Origin of the sequence: Paraglaciecola algarum (assembly GCF_021532655.1) — a bacterium.
GTDB lineage: Bacteria > Pseudomonadota > Gammaproteobacteria > Enterobacterales > Alteromonadaceae > Paraglaciecola > Paraglaciecola algarum.
The window spans coordinates 1-17,754 of the sequence record NZ_JAKGAS010000010.1 but is presented as its reverse complement, the minus strand read 5'-3'; the positions used below and the strand labels follow the sequence as shown (position 1 = coordinate 17,754).

The 17,754-nt window shown below is 39.2% G+C and carries 13 protein-coding genes and 4 tRNA genes; 3 read left to right on the top strand and 14 right to left on the bottom strand.

What is annotated here, in order from left to right; genetic code table 11:
• Positions 1–3 precede the first annotated feature (3 nt).
• The 5 genes from iscU to trmJ form a co-directional block, all read right to left on the bottom strand.
• Positions 4–384 carry a Fe-S cluster assembly scaffold IscU gene (gene iscU, locus L0668_RS16260; RefSeq protein WP_235313777.1) on the bottom strand — a complete coding sequence of 127 codons (381 nt, stop codon included), beginning with the start codon at positions 382–384 and terminating at the stop codon, positions 4–6.
• 106 nt (positions 385–490) lie between these two features.
• Positions 491–1,714, bottom strand: coding sequence for an IscS subfamily cysteine desulfurase (locus L0668_RS16255; protein ID WP_235313776.1), 1,224 nt, complete (start codon positions 1,712–1,714; stop codon positions 491–493).
• Between the two features lie 12 nt (positions 1,715–1,726).
• Positions 1,727–2,215, bottom strand: coding sequence for a Fe-S cluster assembly transcriptional regulator IscR (iscR, locus tag L0668_RS16250; protein ID WP_235313775.1), 489 nt, complete (start codon positions 2,213–2,215; stop codon positions 1,727–1,729).
• Positions 2,216–2,344: 129 nt separating this feature from the next.
• The gene (gene cysE, locus L0668_RS16245) at positions 2,345–3,154 is read right to left on the bottom strand and encodes a serine O-acetyltransferase (RefSeq protein WP_235313774.1); all 810 of its coding nucleotides are present in this window, start codon (positions 3,152–3,154) and stop codon (positions 2,345–2,347) included.
• Between the two features lie 2 nt (positions 3,155–3,156).
• On the bottom strand, positions 3,157–3,891 hold the full coding sequence (trmJ, locus tag L0668_RS16240) for a tRNA (cytosine(32)/uridine(32)-2'-O)-methyltransferase TrmJ (RefSeq protein ID WP_235313773.1): 735 nt from the start codon (positions 3,889–3,891) through the stop codon (positions 3,157–3,159).
• Between the two features lie 272 nt (positions 3,892–4,163).
• Here trmJ and suhB point away from each other — a divergent pair, with 272 nt between their 5' ends.
• Both suhB and L0668_RS16230 read left to right on the top strand, forming a co-directional pair.
• Positions 4,164–4,940, top strand: a complete 777-nt coding sequence (gene suhB / locus L0668_RS16235) for an inositol-1-monophosphatase (protein WP_235313772.1) — start codon at positions 4,164–4,166, stop codon at positions 4,938–4,940.
• A gap of 219 nt (positions 4,941–5,159) precedes the next feature.
• Positions 5,160–6,806: a diguanylate cyclase gene (locus L0668_RS16230; protein WP_235313771.1), complete on the top strand. Its 1,647-nt coding sequence runs from the start codon at positions 5,160–5,162 to the stop codon at positions 6,804–6,806.
• A 397-nt stretch (positions 6,807–7,203) separates the two neighbouring features.
• On the opposite strand, the gene L0668_RS16225 is transcribed toward L0668_RS16230, so the two are convergent.
• The 9 genes from L0668_RS16225 to gltX all read right to left on the bottom strand — a co-directional run bounded on the left by L0668_RS16225 (position 7,204) and on the right by gltX (position 17,276).
• The gene (locus L0668_RS16225) at positions 7,204–10,104 is read right to left on the bottom strand and encodes an insulinase family protein (RefSeq protein ID WP_235313770.1); all 2,901 of its coding nucleotides are present in this window, start codon (positions 10,102–10,104) and stop codon (positions 7,204–7,206) included.
• A gap of 163 nt (positions 10,105–10,267) precedes the next feature.
• Complete coding sequence (gene secF, locus L0668_RS16220) at positions 10,268–11,209, bottom strand: protein translocase subunit SecF (RefSeq protein ID WP_235313769.1); 942 nt, start codon at positions 11,207–11,209, stop codon at positions 10,268–10,270.
• A gap of 10 nt (positions 11,210–11,219) precedes the next feature.
• Positions 11,220–13,067: a protein translocase subunit SecD gene (secD, locus tag L0668_RS16215; protein ID WP_235313768.1), complete on the bottom strand. Its 1,848-nt coding sequence runs from the start codon at positions 13,065–13,067 to the stop codon at positions 11,220–11,222.
• Positions 13,068–13,182: 115 nt separating this feature from the next.
• Positions 13,183–13,521: a preprotein translocase subunit YajC gene (gene yajC / locus L0668_RS16210; protein WP_235313767.1), complete on the bottom strand. Its 339-nt coding sequence runs from the start codon at positions 13,519–13,521 to the stop codon at positions 13,183–13,185.
• Positions 13,522–13,559: 38 nt separating this feature from the next.
• Positions 13,560–14,678 carry a tRNA guanosine(34) transglycosylase Tgt gene (gene tgt, locus L0668_RS16205; RefSeq protein WP_235313766.1) on the bottom strand — a complete coding sequence of 373 codons (1,119 nt, stop codon included), beginning with the start codon at positions 14,676–14,678 and terminating at the stop codon, positions 13,560–13,562.
• A 520-nt stretch (positions 14,679–15,198) separates the two neighbouring features.
• Positions 15,199–15,274, bottom strand: a tRNA-Glu gene (locus L0668_RS16200).
• A gap of 188 nt (positions 15,275–15,462) precedes the next feature.
• Positions 15,463–15,538 (bottom strand) — tRNA-Glu (locus L0668_RS16195).
• Positions 15,539–15,690: 152 nt separating this feature from the next.
• A tRNA-Ala gene (locus L0668_RS16190) sits at positions 15,691–15,766 on the bottom strand.
• 100 nt (positions 15,767–15,866) lie between these two features.
• Entirely contained in the window at positions 15,867–17,276 is a 1,410-nt protein-coding gene (gene gltX / locus L0668_RS16185; protein ID WP_235313765.1) for a glutamate--tRNA ligase, read from the bottom strand.
• A 402-nt stretch (positions 17,277–17,678) separates the two neighbouring features.
• On the opposite strand from gltX, the gene L0668_RS16180 reads away from it, so the two are divergent.
• Positions 17,679–17,754: transfer RNA gene (locus L0668_RS16180), tRNA-Val, on the top strand.

Below are 17,754 nucleotides of genomic sequence, written 5' to 3'. Positions count from 1 at the left end.
TAATTACTTCTGACGACTTTTATAGTCATCTACTGCCGCTTTAATGGCATCTTCTGCCAAAATAGAACAGTGAATTTTTACCGGTGGTAATGCTAACTCTTCGGCAATGTCCATATTGCTGATTGCGCTAGCTTCATCAATAGATTTGCCTTTAACCCACTCAGTCACTAAAGAGCTAGAGGCTATTGCAGAACCACAACCATAAGTTTTGAATTTAGCATCTTCGATGATGCCATTATCATCAATTTTAAGTTGTAATTTCATAACGTCACCACATGCTGGCGCGCCTACCATACCGGTTGCAATACTAGGATCATTTTTATCAAAACCGCCAACGTTACGAGGGTTTTCATAATGGTCGATTACTTTTTCGCTATAAGCCATTGTCTTTACCTTTTTAATTAAGTGCAGTTATTAATAAAATCAGATTTTAAACCACACTTTAAAATTCAATATTCTGTATTCTCTTCACTAAACAATAAAAAAAGCCTTAGTGATGAGCCCACTCAACCGTGCTCAGGTCAATACCTTCTTTATACATGTCCCATAATGGAGACATTTCACGTAACTTCTCAATCGCGTTACGGATCACACTGATTACATAATCAATTTCAGCTTCGGTGGTAAAACGACCGATAGTAAAACGAATTGAGCTATGAGCTAATTCGTCATTTAAACCTAATGCACGTAAAACATAAGAAGGTTCTAAACTAGCCGATGTACAAGCTGAGCCTGAAGATACAGCCATATCTTTAAGGGCCATTATTAACGACTCACCTTCAACATAGGCAAAACTGATATTCAGATTACCGGCAATTCTATGCTCCATATCACCATTGATATAAGCGGCTTCAATGTCTTTAATGCCGTTTAATAAACGATCTCGTAAACTACGAATTTTTTCGTTTTCAGCAGCCATTTCTTCTTTAGCAATACGGAAAGCTTCGCCCATACCTACAATTTGGTGGGTCGCCATAGTGCCAGAACGCATTCCACGTTCGTGTCCACCGCCATGCATTTGCGCTTCTAAGCGAATTCTTGGCTTACGTCTAACATACAAAGCACCTATGCCTTTAGGGCCATAAGATTTATGAGCAGAAAAAGACATCAAATCCACTTTTAAGGTTTGTAAATCAATCTCAACTTTACCGGTACTTTGCGCGGCGTCCACATGGAACAAAATTTTACGTTCGCGACATAACTCGCCAATAGCGGCTATATCTTGGATCACACCAATCTCGTTATTAACATGCATCACACTGATTAAAATTGTGTCTGGACGAATAGCTGCAGTTAACTTGTCTAAATCAACTAAACCATTTGGTTCAGGATCTAAATAAGTCACTTCAAAACCTTCACGCTCTAATTGACGACAGGTATCTAAAACCGCTTTATGTTCAGTTTTGATAGTAATAAGGTGTTTACCTTTTTTACCATAGAAATTAGCCGCACCTTTTATCGCTAAGTTATTAGATTCAGTAGCACCAGAGGTAAATACAATTTCTCTTGGATCGGCATTGACCAAGTCAGCAATTTGATTACGGGCGATATCCACCGCTTCTTCCGCTACCCATCCAAATTTATGAGAACGAGATGCAGGATTACCAAACACACCTTCAGTGGTTAAACATTCAGCCATTTTGGCCGCCACTCTTGGGTCTACAGGTGTGGTTGAAGAATAATCCAAATAAATTGGAAGCTTAAGTTCGCTCATTTTTTACTCCGCTTATAGCTGCAAGCTGATAGTAATATCATTTGCCGCTATTTGATTAAGATGTTTGCTTTTGTCTTGTCTGTCTGCGATTTCTTTTACTTCGTGTTGCTGCATTAGCTCACCTAAAGTAATTCCATCTAAAAACACACTAATTCTATCGCTCAAACCTTCCCATAAATTATGGGTTAAGCAGCGTTTACCGCCTTGGCAACCTGCTAGTCCTTGGCATTTGGTAGCATCTACAGATTCATTTACCGCTCGGATAACTTCACCGATCGATATTTCACCTGCATTTCGGCCTAATTTATATCCACCACCGGGGCCACGTACACTATCCACTAGACTTTCTTTACGTAATCTAGAGAACAATTGTTCAAGATAAGACAACGAAATTTCCTGACGCTCTGAAATATCAGCTAAAGACACAGGCCCACGCTGAGAATGTAATGACACATCCAGCATAGCTGTTACCGCATAACGACCTTTTGAGGTTAATTTCATAATGTACGCTCAAGACAAAACTTAAGGTAAATTTTACTTACTTGACTAATTTAGTCAAGTATATAACCAAGTATTTTAGTCAAGTACTTATATCTAAATGATAAAATATATTTTTATTTATATTTCTACTTATATTTGTGGGTCGAAGGCATCTCTAGCTTTTTCGATATCTTTTACCATTTCTTGATCAGAAAAATCGTTTAACTCCAGATTGGGCAAAGCTTGGTCACATACTTTGCCACCCATTCTGTTGATTTCTTTGCACATTTCTTCCATTTTAGTGTCCATCAAATGCACATGATCAACCATTACACCTATGGCATGAGCAATGGGATCAGGATTGTCTGTCACTACGGCATAGGCATCAAAGCCATATTTTTCAGCGATTTTTTCTCTATGACCATTACTGGGAGACTTGGGTTTCTTTTGCTGTACGACTACTCGACCAGGAATGCCGATAACCGTTGCCCCTTCAGGTACATCTCTTACCACCACCGAATTAGAGCCAACCTTTACACCTTTGTGCATAGTAATAGGCCCCAATACTTTTGCTCCAGCACCCACCACTACATTGTCTTCCAAAGTAGGGTGTCGTTTTCCAGCACTCCAGCTAGTACCACCAAGCGTCACGCCATGGTATAAGGTCACATCGTCACCAATTTCGGCAGTTTCACCGATTACCACCCCCATGCCATGATCAATAAAAAACCTACGACCTAATTTTGCACCCGGGTGAATTTCGATACCTGTCAACCAACGAGAAAAAGTAGAGACTGTGCGAGCCAGCCAAAACCAGTTGTTCCCCCATAACTTGTGGCTTAAACGATGAAACCAAATGGCATGTAACCCAGGATAATTGGTTAAAATTTCAAATGTATTTCGAGCAGCAGGATCCCGATGAAATACACTCTTTATATCTTCTTTAAATCGCTCGAACATAATTAATCTTTTTGTTTTGTCAGTTTATCTACTGAAGACAAAATACCTCTGAGGATATTCAACTCTTGAGATTCAGGCCTAGCACGATTAAACAAACGACGTAATTTAGTCATCACCATGCCCGGATGATTGGCAACAATAAAATCAGTTTGAGTAAGGGTAGATTCTAGATGAGTATAAAAGCCTTCTAGATCAGCCGATAATGGGTACTCGTTGTCAGTTTCTACATCTGAGTTAGGATGACGAGTCGCATACAAATAAGCCATACGAACTTCATAACATAAAGTTTGTACAGCTGCAGCTAAATTCAAAGAGCTGTAATCTGGATTGGCAGGAATACATACATGGAAATGGCACTGTTGTAACTCTTCATTACTCAAACCATTGTTTTCTCGACCAAAAACTAGCGCTACAGGATAGTCTGGCACCTCTGCAATAAGCTTTTCACCACATTCTCTAGGCTCTAACATAGGCCATGACAAAGTACGTGAACGAGCGCTGGTACCTATCACCAACCCACAATCAGCAACCGCTTCAGCCAAGGTACCAACTGTTTTAGCATTGGCTAACACATCACCGGCACCGGCAGCCAATGCGCTTGATTTGCCATCTGGAGGCGAAATTGGATCAACTAACACTAGTTGACTCAAACCCATGGTTTTCATTGCTCTTGCAGCTGAACCAATATTCCCCGTATGCGAGGTATTGACTAACACAACACGAATATTTTCTAACATAACAAGCGTTTGCCCTTAGCCCGTAGTTTTCTGGGCGCGGATGATAGCACAATTTTACTGTAAATTGGCTAGGGCCTGTTGAGCTTTGTGCATTTTTTATGAGTAAACCTTAACTGCCCCTTGCTCACTAATAATTGATTTTATTTATATTCTGATTGCTTAATTGGGCTATTTTGGTAAACTGCGCGGCGATTTTTTGCTCAACTTTCATTTAATACTATCTGGATTAGTTGGGCTATATTTAATGTTCTTTTAAAATTGGTGGTTTAACTATGCATCCTATGCTGAATATAGCGGTTCGTGCCGCGCGTGTCGCGGGCAATATCATTGCTAAAGGTTTTGAAAATCAAACGGATTTATTAACTGAAGCGAAGGGAGACAATGACTTTGTTACTCGAATCGACAAAGAAGCTGAACAAGCTATTATTCATAAAATAAAACAGTCTTTTCCAGAGCATAATTTTGTTGGAGAAGAAGGCGGTATAGTTGAAGGGTCTGATAAAGATTTTAAATGGGTGATAGATCCATTAGACGGCACCACCAATTTTATTAAAGGCATCCCTCACTTCTGTGTATCCATTGCCCTATTACACAAAGGCCGTTTAGATCAAGCGGTTGTGTTTGATCCTATTCGCGGCGAATTATTTACCGCGAGCAAAGGTGCTGGCGCACAATTAAACGGATTTAGGATCCGCGCAAGTAAAGCCAAAGAGTTGAGTCAAACCATATTGGCAACGGCTTTTCCATTTAAGAACAAAGAAAGCCTAGCCCAATACCAACAAGGGTTTAATAAAATCTTTATGCAGTCTGGTGACATTAGACGTTCAGGTTCTGCCGCTTTAGATTTAGCCTATGTGGCTGCTGGCCGTTATGACGGATATTGGGAGCGTGGTATTAAGCCTTGGGATATTGCAGCAGGTGAGCTATTAGTAAGAGAGTCTGGGGGCTTAGTTACCGACTTTGCCGGTGGCAACGATCCTATGCATAAAGGTGAAATTGTTGCTGGCAGCCCCAAAGTAGTTCAAAACTTAGTTAAACACCTCAAATAAAGGTTAACACCAACCTAGCTATAGGTACTGCATATCCAAACAACAAAAAGACGAGGTTAACCCTCGTCTTTATTATTGTCACTACTACTATTTTGTAGAAAATTTATTTACCTATTCCAATCAAATCTAACTATTGCTTCTACCTAGCCTTTTGTGTTCTAGTTACACTCTAATTACTAAGTAATTGGTATAAAATAGTTATTACGAAACTGGTGAGTAATGTCTAATCAAAACTTCGAAGCTAAATTAAAAGAATTACGAGAACTTTTCACTTCTACCTTGCCTGATAAAATGGCTGAAGTATTATCCCTTTGGGAAAATACTTTAGAAGATTGGACAGAAGCAAATTGTAAAAAATGTATATTTGAATTGCACAGTTTGAAAGGCTCAAGTGGAACCTTAGGATTTAAAGAAATCAGTGCTGCATTTAGTGATTGTGAAAGTAAACTTAAAGCGATCCATGATTTTTCTCAATCTCCAGAATCCGAATTAGTTTTTCAATTAAAACAAGCATTTGATAGGTTAGTGGTAGCCCAAGAGAAACTATTAAGTACTAATCAACAACCTTCAAAAGTATCACTACGACAAAACTTAGAGCCTAGCAGCAAAATTTTAAAACCAAGCGATATTCAAGTTTTGGTAGTAGATTACGAGCGCTCCAGTGGCGAATTGTTAAAAAAATTATTATCTGAGTTTGGTTTTAACACAAGTTATGCAAAAAATTTAACCCAAGCCAAGCAACTGCATGCTGAAACTAAAATGCACATAGTATTACTAGATTTAGTCATGCCTGATTGTACTGTGGACGAAATTTTTAGTTTTGCTAAAGATCTCGAGAAACAGAACACGAGAGCCGTCATTCTTTCTGGCCAAGATAACTTTGACGTACGTTTGGGCGCTATTCATGCAAACGTATCAGATTTTATAGTGAAACCTTACCAAATTACCAATCTGGTGGCTAAAATACGCAGTGCATTACTATTGGATCTTGTCCGTCCGTTTAAAGTATTTTTAGTCGATGACCAAGAATCTGTAGCCAGTTATTTTCAGTCCACGTTACAAGCATATGACATGGACGTAAAGGTATTGCTTGACCCCACAAAAATCTTAGAAAGTTTAAAAGAATATGATCCTGATATATTTTTGTTTGATTTATTTATGCCTGAGGTTAATGGAATAGAACTGGCTAAAATAATTCGTCTAATGGAAAAATATGATTCGATTCCCATCGTATTTTTAACCTCTGAAAATACCATTGAAACTAAGCTTGAAGTGCTCGAAGTGGGTTGTGACGACGTATTACCTAAGAATATTTCACCTGACGTTTTAGTTAAACAAGTCTCAAGCCGTCTAAAACGGGGACATGAATTACGTTACTTAAATAGTCGTGATAGCTTAACTGGCTTGTTAAACCATGGTCAGATTATGGATGCAGCGTCAAGTGCCTTACAATTAGGTATTAGACGCCGAACACCAACTATTTTCGCTATGATAGACCTCGATTATTTTAAAGCCGTTAACGATACTCATGGGCACGCGGCGGGTGATAAAGTCTTAATGGGTCTAGGACAACTATTGTTGCAACATGTTAGGCAAACTGATTATATTGGCCGTTATGGTGGTGAAGAGTTTTTATTAGTTTTTCCCGATTCTGAACTTGAGGTAATTAAACAAAAGTTAGATCACATTAGAGAAATTTTATCATCTCTTATGTTCAAACATGGCAATAAAGAGTTTAATGTTACTTACAGTGCAGGAATTGCAAGCTCTGAGGATTATGAATCACTCGCAGATATTTTAATAGCTGCCGATTCAGCTCTATACAGGGCAAAGGAGAAAGGCCGCAATAATGTGCAAATTAAGTAATTAGGTTAAGTAACACCTAAAAGATTGCGCTTTGTTAAATCTTAATGAAATCGCACTAGTTAAGACATCACTCTAAACTCAGATATAAGTAGGTGACCCACCTTGTATACAGGCTTAAATAACCTGATTTCAGGTTAAATAGTAAGTGATAAATCTTCAGCTAAAAGTTACCCATCAGGACCTCGTCCAGTGAATTATATTTTGCAAACTGAAATCGGGAATTGAGCTGACTTGTTTATAACTTATTGGCAACGCCCCATGCCAACCATAAGTTTACTAAAAAGTAGGTTGCGGGCTCTAATTACGTTTGCATTCACCTCAAAACACAAGCTCATATAATAAGCTAAATTACATTGGGTAGATTGAATGGTATAAATCTCTCTATCCACTTGTTTAATTAATTGCTCTTTTTATTATTTTGAGCTGCATGGAAGCTTTCGATATCCTGAATAATAGTCACCCCGTCAGGCTGAATAAAAGGTTCATCTATAAATTTATTTCCTCTCAACTGCACCAGTAAACGACCAAACCTTTGATTCTTTTCAATCTGCTGATATAAATCAATCACTTGCTCAATGCTGACCAATTCAACTTGTTGAATAAGTTGTTCTTTGCTATCAAACAACCAATTTTGTAGTCGCCAATCAGCTAAATATTGCCCCTGCTCTTCAGCTAAATTTTTAGCCGGCTGTTTTAAAGTATTGAGTAAACTGGTTTTATAGTCTTCAAACCCCAATTTAGGCAGGATTTTAAGCTTATCTAAAAACGATTGACGAAATGACTTAATGCGCTCTTGCACTTCAGCTAAGCCTTTAGCCGGAGATTGAATATAATATCCCAGTAGTAATTGTTCTTTGATCCGCTGACTAAAAAAGCCAACTGAATAAGCTAGTTGTTCTTCAGTTCTAATTTGATTAAATAAAGCAGGATTGATAATTTCGTTTAATAATTGAGCAGCCGCTAAATCTTTAATATTCAGCGCTTTCATATAAGTGTCGACCATAGCAATATCGTCCATGCTTACATCTTCTTGCCAACTGAAAATATCTCCTGCTGCGACATTTAGCTCTGGCGACAAGTAGATTTCAGAAAACTGTCTGTCCTCGGGTAATACCTTAAGCACCAAATCACCAAAAATTTTGGCTTGCTCTTCAGTATAATTTCCAAAACTAAAGACCTGTAAGTAAGCTCGTTTTAAAATTTGATCTTTGTAATCTATCAATTCATCAACAGTGATAGCTGTAACCTCAGCTAATAAAGCCTTATCGCTGTAATTATCTAGATTTAATACTTGGCGAAATTTTGGAAATAGTTGGTTGAGTAAAATATTCTTTTTACGACTGTGTAATTCAGATTCAAAACTAGCAATTGAATTTAATAATTCACTCTGGCCAATAGTTAAGTGTTTAATTAAGTCTAAAGTTCGGTCTAATAACTCTGTTTGTTGATGACTAAACCCGCTGATCCCAATAGATAAGCCTTTATCTGTATTAATTTGCAGGTTCATACCCGCTGTCATTGCTTCCGATTGCAACTCTGTTATTTGTTGGTTCAATATGCTGCTTAAAATACTGGCTAACACATGATTTTTAGCCGATTTTTTAGCTACCTCAGTATTCAACTCGATTTTGATCCTACCTTTAGGCTTTTGAAATAAAGCAGAATGGGCCAAATGAGAAGAATAGCCAGGTTGTTGAATTATTTGGGTAGGTTTAGCTGTATACACTGCTGGAACTAAGTCGAACTTACTTGGCATTAAACCATTTTCTCTAGGCAATTGAAGATTGAACTCTTTGGACAGCTCGACCCATTTTTGTTTGTGTTTGACTGAGATTTCGGTGACAGCATATTGTCCCAAAAAGAATTGCATACTTTTATTGGTTTTTTGCTCTTTATCAATATAGAAAACACGAGCGTTTTCTAAGGTTAGTTGGTCTAATACTTGTTGAATCACTTGAGGGTTAAAGCGTTGATATTCATAAGGCCGACTTAACACATATTCAGCCGTCCCAGTTTGCAAATCTGCTGCTATCTGCATGGCATAGTCAAAGTCACTGATCTGTTCTTGAAACCTAAATTCATTTTGTAGTGATTGCTGAATTTCCTTAAAATATTTTTGGTTAACGCCTTCTTCTCTGAGTAAAGCTAAGTATTTCAATGCAGCAGCCATCACCTTATCTCGGTTGTTAAGACCCTCTTCTGTTAAATCAATATACAGGGTTAAATCGCCAGTGTTGCCATATAAATCAGCGTCATAGTCAGCGTAAACCGCTTCACTCAATCCTGCATTTCTCAATTCAGAAGCCAATGTTCCTGGCATCTCATTGGCCAATAAATAATTAACGTAACCATTAGGCTTCACTGCAAACTGATCTACATTATTATCAATCACAAATTTAAGTTGGATCTGTTTCATGTCGGTTTGTGGTAAATAGTGCACTATTTTATTTAAATGCTCTGGTTTCGCAGCTGGTTTTACTTGTGTAGGCCTAGGGATATTTTTGTTGGGGATATGTGCAAAGTGTTTATAGGCTAATAATTTCATTTCGGCAATTGATAAATGACTTACCAGTGCACCTTTCATTAAATTGGCTGAATAGTACTTTTGGTAAAACTCTTCTAACGCCGCATGTAAGGTTTTATCTTTTTTGTCAGTAAGAGACTCCAAGTTTCCCCAGTTAAATTGTGAAACTGGATGGGCTGGATTAAGAGTTAATCCATTTAACTGTTGTAATATCACCCAATCATTTGGGCTTTTCATGGTCCATTCTGAGTGCACCGCATTACGCTCTTTATCTGCATAATTTTCATCTAAGCTTGCTTCATAAAAGAAACCGCTAAAACGAGCTAAGGCTTCATCAAAAGCATTGTTATTGACTGCTACTAGGTAGTTGGTGTGTTCTAAATCTGTATAGGCATTTTGTGTACCACCGTTACGGCTAACAAAATCTCCATACCCGTTAACTTCTGGGAATGTTTTTGTGCCCATAAACAACATATGTTCTAAATAGTGAGCAAGTCCACCAAACCCTTTGGGCTCTTGGTAAGAGCCAGCCCCCACACTAATAGCAGCAGCTGATTTTTCGATGGTTGGATCGGACACCAACACCAGTTCAAGTTGATTAGGCAAGGTGATAGAAGCATATTCTCGTTTATCATTTGGGCTTTTAACGATAGAAGACTTAGCAAGGGGTTGATCAGATACAAGCTGGAATTTTTGAGATTGGCATCCACTGAATATTGTAAAGCTGATTACAAATACTAAGTAGCTAATTCTTCGTGGATTGAATAATCCCATGTATTTTCTTATTCCTAATAATGCTGGAATAAGAAATATACCCGATATTTCAAATGATTGCGCAAGGCGAATGTAAGTTTTTGCAACTAGCTTTCATAGAAACAAAAACAGCACCTTAATAGGTGCTGCTGATATTATTTAAACTGAGCTCAAACGGAAGCGGTTAAACCACTGCGTCTTGGTCCGCCCCTTCTTTTTCAATTTCAGTTGGCATTAGGTCTTCTTTACTGATACCTAAAGTTAAGGCCACTAAACTCGCCACATATATTGAAGAGTAAGTTCCAATTACCACGCCGAATAACAAGGCTGTAGCAAAGCCGTGTATGGTAGCACCGCCTAAAAAGAACAAGGCTAACAATACTAAAATAGTGGTTAAAGACGTCACTATGGTACGATTTAAGGTTTGTGTTAAAGAAGTATTAATAATTTCTTCTGGTTCACCTTTACGGATTTTTCTAAAGTTCTCGCGAATACGATCACAAACAACAATAGTATCGTTAAGTGAATAACCAATAACAGCAAGCACCGCAGCTAATACAGTTAAATCAAACTCCAGTTGGAACACAGAAAACAACCCTAAAGTGATAATCACATCATGAGTCAGTGCAGCCACTGAACCTAAAGCAAAACGCCACTCAAACCGCAAAGCCACGTAGATTAAAATACATAACAAAGCGACTAACATTGCTAGCCCACCTTGCTCAGTTAATTCTTCACCTACACTGGAACTCACATACGAACTTCCACGCATTTCTGCTGTTGCATCAGCTTCACGTAGTACCTTTAGCGCAGCATCACCCAACTCTGAAGGTTTAACGCCTTCGCGAGAAGCTAAACGAATTAAAACGTCTTGGCTACTTCCAAAATTTTGTACCACGGCATCTTTAAAGTCTGAGGCTTCAAGTTGCTTACGAATAACTTCTAAATCAGCAGCTTGTTGATAACCCACTTCAATTTGAGTACCGCCAGTAAAATCCAAGCCCCAATTTAGTTGGTTAACCGCCAACGAAGCGATAGAACCTAATATTAATAATATTGACAAGGCTGCTGCTGTTTTTTTCAATGACATGAATGCCACTACTTCTTTCATATTTAGTATTTGCATGTGCAGACTCCTATATCGATAGCTTGGTTAGACGTTTTCCGCCCCACCATGCATTAACTATTGCACGAGTAACAATAATGGCTGTAAACATCGAAGTGCAGATACCGATCATTAATGTAATAGAGAAACCTTTAATCGGTCCTGTGCCTATGGCAAATAAGATTAAACCTACTAAGAAAGTAGTGATATTGGCATCTAAAATAGTTGAGAACGCACTATCGTAGCCATGATGAATAGCTTGTTGTGGACTTCGACCATCCGCAATTTCTTCGCGGATCCGTTCAAATATTAGAACGTTAGCGTCAACCGCCATACCTACGGTTAACACAATTCCTGCCATGCCTGGCAGACTTAAGGTCGCTCCAGGGATCATAGACATAATACCTACTATCATGACTAAATTTAAGCTAAGGGCGACATTGGCAACAAACCCAAACTTTTTGTAGTACACCAACATAAAGATCAATACCGCAACAAACCCCCAAATAATGGCTTGCATACCTAAATCAATATTCTCTTGACCTAAACTTGGGCCAACAGTACGTTCTTCAATAATTTGGACTGGCGCAATTAACGCACCTGCACGTAATAAGAGTGCTAGATCATGAGCTTCTTTGGGGGAATCTAAACCTGTGGTTTCAAACTGATTACTAAATACGCCTTGAATAGTCGCAACACTGATAACGCGCCTTTTTTCTTCAAAAACCAACTTATCATCGGCATCTCTCTCACCTGTAGTTTTATATTCAATAAAGACCACTGCCATTGGCTTACCCACGGCTCTTTTGGTGAAATTAAGCATTTGAGCGCCACCTTTAGAATCCAATGAAATAGACACTTTAGGCATGCCGTTTTGATCGACACCACTATTTGCATCAATAATGGCACTTCCTTTTACAATCACACGTTTTTTAAGTAGTTGTGGACGACCGGTTTTTTCATAAGGTAACAATTCAGAGCCAGCAGGAACACGGCCATTGATTGCATCATTTACATCATGCTCAATGTCCACTTCGCGATATTCTAGTGTTGCGGTTGCATTAAGTATTTCTTTCGCTTTAGCTGTATCTTGAATACCTGGTAATTGCACAACTATTCGATCAGGACCTTGTTTCTGAACTGTTGGTTCAGCCACACCCAATTGATTTACCCGATTACGGATAATAGTAATGTTTTGTTTAACCGCGTAATCCCGGGTTTCTTTGAGTTTTTGTTCTGACATGGTAACTGAAAGAATTAGGTCATTTTTTTCAGTGAACACCAAATCACGGTTACGATTTTTTAAGAAAAAGTCTGCTTTATCGAGGGTATCTTGGTCACGGAAATAAATATCAACCCCATCCGAGACTTGTTTTACTGTGCGATAGCGGATCTTTTCCTCTCGCAATGCCGTTCTGAAGTCACCCACCATATCTTCATATGATTTTGCCATTGCTGATTTCATATCCACTTCCATTAAGAAGTGCACACCACCACGTAAATCTAATCCTAACTTCATAGGTACACCACCTAAGGCTTCTAGCCATTCTGGTGTATCCGGCGCAAGGTTCATGGCAACAACGTAGTCTTCACCTAGCGATTTTTCGATTTTTTCTCGGGCAATTAACTGACTGTCAGAATCGGTTAAGCGCACTAAAATTTGTCCGTCATCAAATTCAACTTGTTTGGCAGAAATATTAGCCGCGGCCAATTCTTTGTTGACTTTATCTAACGTAGTTTCGTCAATAACAGCGTTTTTACTAGCGGAGATCTGCACAGCGTGATCTTCACCGTATAAATTTGGAGAGGCATACAAAGCACACATGCCGACCACTAAGATCACCAAAAAGTACTTCCATAGCGGAGTTTGGTTTAACACAAGTAATTCCTTCCCGTTATCCTATTAAAAAGCGCAGTTAAAAAGGCGCTATTAAATCAAAAGCGTTAAAAAGGGCCAAACGGCCCTTTAATATTAAGCCTTTATTATTAAGGGCTTAAATAGCCTTCATGGTACCTTTTGGTAATACCGCTGAAATTGCTGACTTTTGCACAACTATATTGGTACTGTCGTTAAGGCTTAATTCAACAAAATCCTTTTCTTCAGATACTTTAGCTATTTTGCCAACCATACCACCTTGAGTTAACACTTCATCTCCTTTGCTCAATGAAGATACTAAATTTTTATGCTCTTTAACGCGTTTGGCTTGTGGACGATAAAGCATGAAATAAAATATCAGACCAAATACGCCCAACATGATTAACATTTCAAAACCACCGCCGGCAGCTCCACCTGGTGCAGCTTGTGCGTGTGCGTCTGATATAAATAAACTCATAATTACCTCTTTTGTTAGTTATTTTTTTTAAGTACTGCTTAATTATTTAAAACCGGTACGGGCATATCTTTCTGCTCGTAGAACTCTGTCACAAATTCATCCAACTGATTAGACGCTATGGCATCCCGCAAACCTTGCATAACTCTTTGGTAATATCGCAAGTTATGAATAGTATTTAAACGAGCGCCAAGGATCTCATTACACTTGTCCAAATGATGTAGATATGACCGAGAATAGTTTTTACAAGTGTAACAGTCACATTTATCGTCTAATGGTCCTGTATCTGTTTTGTGCACAGCATTGCGAATTTTTACCACACCACTAGTAACGAACAAATGTCCGTTTCTTGCATTACGGGTTGGCATAACACAATCGAACATATCAATACCACGGCGCACCGCTTCAACTATATCTTCAGGTTTACCTACTCCCATCAGGTATCTAGGCTTATTAGCAGGTATTTGCTCAGTTGTATGATCTAACACTTTGATCATCTCTTCTTTAGGTTCACCCACTGACAAACCACCAATCGCATATCCATCGAAACCAATTTTTTCAAGGCCTTGCAATGACACATCTCGCAACTCTTCGTACATACCACCCTGTATGATGCCAAATAATGCAGAGGGACTATCACCGTGTTCATCTTTGCTGCGTTTTGCCCAACGCAGTGACAACTCCATCGACACTCTAGCTTCACTTTCAGTCGCGGGATAAGGCGTACACTCATCAAAAATCATCACAATGTCGGATCCAAGATCACGCTGAACTTGCATAGATTTTTCTGGAGTGAGAAGTATTTTTTCACCATTGATTGGTGAGCGAAATGTGACACCTTTTTCTGTAATTTTACGCAATTCGCCAAGACTAAATACTTGGAATCCACCTGAATCCGTTAAGATTGGTTTATCCCAATGCATAAAGTCATGTAAATCACCATGTTGTTTGATGATTTCAGTGCCAGGGCGCAACATTAAATGAAAAGTATTGCCCAAACAAATATGTGCACCTGTTTCTTTTAGCTCTTCTGGTGTCATGCCTTTCACCGTACCGTAGGTTCCTACAGGCATAAATGCCGGAGTTTCAACCACACCACGCTCAAACACTAAACGACCTCGACGGGCTTTCCCGTCGGTATTATCTAACTCAAATTTCATTAATTTATCCTAGTGCAACTCACCAAAAGCTAGTTGATTACACCCTAAGTATAAAAGTCGAAGGATTATATACGAAACTGTAACAGGAGGAAAAACATAGATAGGCCAAAAAGCATATTTTTAATACAAAATTTAAGGAATTAATCACTAGGCAACAAAAAAGCCGACTAATTGCTTAGTCGGCTTTGATATATGGCGTCCCCAAGGGGATTATAAAATACATCCTTGTATTTTCCCGCTTCGCGGCCGTGCTAAAGCACGTTCAAATTCGTTCCAGACCTTTGTACTCGGGCTATCCCTGCCCTCACCGCTTAGCAGCCGTGCTAAAGCACGTTCAAATTCGTTCCAGACCTTTGTACTCGGGCTATCCCTGCCCTCACCGCTTAGCGGCCGTGCTAAAGCACGTTCAAATTCGTTCCAGACGAATTTGTCAGAACCATAGGGGTTCTCGTCCCCTTGGGTCATCATTTTATTTTAGGCAATAAAAAAGCCAACTAATTGCTTAGTCGGCTTTGATATATGGCGTCCCCAAGGGGATTCGAACCCCTGTTACCGCCGTGAAAGGGCGGTGTCCTAGGCCTCTAGACGATGGGGACAAAAACTTCGTTTATCGATACATGTTTCGATAAGTTTTTGTAGGGCAAGATGAGCCTGCGAATCGCGCGACCTAACTTTTGATGCTCTACAAAAAGAACCTTTCATCAAACACTATACTCATTGGCCTAGGCGGTAATGAATAATCCTTGTTTTGACACTTAAGCCACTTCCTGTGACTTAATCAATATGGCGTCCCCAAGGGGATTCGAACCCCTGTTACCGCCGTGAAAGGGCGGTGTCCTAGGCCTCTAGACGATGGGGACAAAAATCTTCTTGCAAAGCAAGCTTTGCAGATTTTTGTATGGCAAGATGAGCCTGCGAATCGCGCAACCTAACTTTTGATGCAACACAAAAACCAAAATTTTGTCTATCTATATATTTACTGGCCTAGGTGGTAGTAAATAATCCTTGATATTGGTGGAGCCAGGCGGGATCGAACCGCCGACCTCTTGCATGCCATGCAAGCGCTCTCCCAGCTGAGCTATGGCCCCTAATCAATTAAAAGCAAAAGCTTCTTTTGAATAACTGGGTGTCGTTCCGTGACAGCGGGGCGCATTCTAGGCACCTCCCCTTTTCATGTCAACGATTTTTTTAAGAATTTTCTCTGTTTGCTATAAATTTGAGCGCTTTGTTTATACGTTGCTCAACTTGAGCAGGTTTTAACAAGTTTAAAGTTACATCTAAAGAAGGTGAATTACCTGCGCCTGTCACTGCAACACGCAATGGCATGCCCACTTTCCCCATACCTACGTCTAACTCTTCGGCTGTTTGATTAATTACGTCATGAATCGTTTCAGGCGTCCATTCAGTTAAGGCTGCTAATTTAGATTGAACTAAAAGTAATGCTTCCTTTGCCACCGGTCTAAGATGTTTTTTAGCCGCTTTTTCGTCAAACTCTTCATATTCTTGATAAAAATAACCACTAATTTCAGCTAGTTCTTTTAAGGTTTTGACTCGATCGGCTTGCACTGCTATCACACCTTCAAGCGCAGGTCCTTGGGTTGTATCAATACCCTGCTGGTCAAAATGCCATTTAGCATGTTCAGCGACTTCAGAGGCTGGGAGTGTCTTTATATAGTGTTGATTTAACCAAATGAGTTTATCGGTATTAAAAGCTGATGCAGACTGACCTATGGCGTCTAAACTAAATAATTCGATCATTTCTTCAGTAGAAAACACTTCCTGATCACCATGTGACCAACCTAAACGCACCAAATAATTCAATAAAGCTTGGGGTAAATAGCCATCATCTCTAAATTCCATCACGCCAACTGCATTGGTCCGTTTCGATAATTTTTTACCATCATCCCCTAAAATCATTGAAACGTGAGCGTACTCAGGAATAGGTGCACCTAAGGCTTGTAAAATATTAATTTGCCGTGGGGTATTGTTAATATGATCTTCACCACGTACCACATGGCTAATTCCCATGTCCCAATCATCTACTACCACACAAAAATTATAAGTAGGCGCGCCATCTGTGCGGCGAATAATTAAATCATCTAATTCTTCATTAGCGATTTCGATCTCACCACGTACATGATCTTTAATCGTCACACTACCAGTTAAAGGCGTTTTGAAACGGATTGCATAAGGCTGGTCTTCAGGATGATCAGTACGGTCTCGCCAAGTACCTGGATATCGAGGTTTTTCGCCATTTGCCATTTGTTGTTCACGAATAGCGTCAAGCTCTGCTGCTGGCATAAAACATTTATAGGCTTTGCCTTCAGCTAACAATTGGTCAATAAGTTGATTGTATCTATCAAAACGTTGAGTTTGGTATACAGGCCCTTCATCCCAGTCTAAACCTAACCATTGCATACCTTCTAAAATGGCATCTATGGCCGCCTGAGTTGAACGTTCGATGTCAGTATCTTCAATACGAAGTACAAATTTACCACCTTGGTTTTTTGCATATAACCAAGAATAAAGTGCAGTACGTGCACCGCCAACATGTAAATAGCCAGTAGGGCTAGGAGCAAATCGAGTTACCACTGTCATGGAGAAAGTATATCCTGTAAAAAAATTGGCGGCATTTTAACAGTCTATAACTGGAAATTACATATCCATCAGCAACAATCCTGATTAATTTTAAACAATCCTCAAATAACACCAATAATCTAACTTTCTTATACGACACAAATAAATCCCCTTTAAAATTTTGTTTATAAAAACATAAATTTGGATACTTTTTATTCAGTTAATTAATAATTTTGATTTAGATGTTGACAGTTAGAGTCCCATACCTATAATAGCGCTCCACTTAAGGCCGTAGGCTGAAAGTGAAAAAAATTTGGACGCTTAGCTCAGTTAGAAAAAGACAGAGCATCGCCGCTCTTAGTACAAGAATGGCAAGGGTCACTGGTTAAACCCAGTAATAAAAAATTTTGAAGTACAAAGATTGGACGCTTAGCTCAGTTGGGAGAGCATCGCCCTTACAAGGCGAGGGTCACTGGTTCAAGCCCAGTAGCGTCCACCA

What these genes read in the sequence shown, in the direction of transcription:
- L0668_RS16225 (WP_235313770.1), bottom strand. Translation starts at nt 10,104, where the DNA reads ATGGGATTATTCAATCCACGAAGAATTAGCTACTTAGTATTTGTAATC.
- suhB (WP_235313772.1), top strand. Translation starts at nt 4,164, where the DNA reads ATGCATCCTATGCTGAATATAGCGGTTCGTGCCGCGCGTGTCGCGGGC.
- tgt (WP_235313766.1), bottom strand. Translation starts at nt 14,678, where the DNA reads ATGAAATTTGAGTTAGATAATACCGACGGGAAAGCCCGTCGAGGTCGT.
- gltX (WP_235313765.1), bottom strand. Translation starts at nt 17,276, where the DNA reads ATGACAGTGGTAACTCGATTTGCTCCTAGCCCTACTGGCTATTTACAT.
- iscU (WP_235313777.1), bottom strand. Translation starts at nt 384, where the DNA reads ATGGCTTATAGCGAAAAAGTAATCGACCATTATGAAAACCCTCGTAAC.
- trmJ (WP_235313773.1), bottom strand. Translation starts at nt 3,891, where the DNA reads ATGTTAGAAAATATTCGTGTTGTGTTAGTCAATACCTCGCATACGGGG.
- yajC (WP_235313767.1), bottom strand. Translation starts at nt 13,521, where the DNA reads ATGAGTTTATTTATATCAGACGCACACGCACAAGCTGCACCAGGTGGA.
- iscR (WP_235313775.1), bottom strand. Translation starts at nt 2,215, where the DNA reads ATGAAATTAACCTCAAAAGGTCGTTATGCGGTAACAGCTATGCTGGAT.
- cysE (WP_235313774.1), bottom strand. Translation starts at nt 3,154, where the DNA reads ATGTTCGAGCGATTTAAAGAAGATATAAAGAGTGTATTTCATCGGGAT.
- L0668_RS16230 (WP_235313771.1), top strand. Translation starts at nt 5,160, where the DNA reads ATGTCTAATCAAAACTTCGAAGCTAAATTAAAAGAATTACGAGAACTT.
- L0668_RS16255 (WP_235313776.1), bottom strand. Translation starts at nt 1,714, where the DNA reads ATGAGCGAACTTAAGCTTCCAATTTATTTGGATTATTCTTCAACCACA.
- secF (WP_235313769.1), bottom strand. Translation starts at nt 11,209, where the DNA reads ATGCAAATACTAAATATGAAAGAAGTAGTGGCATTCATGTCATTGAAA.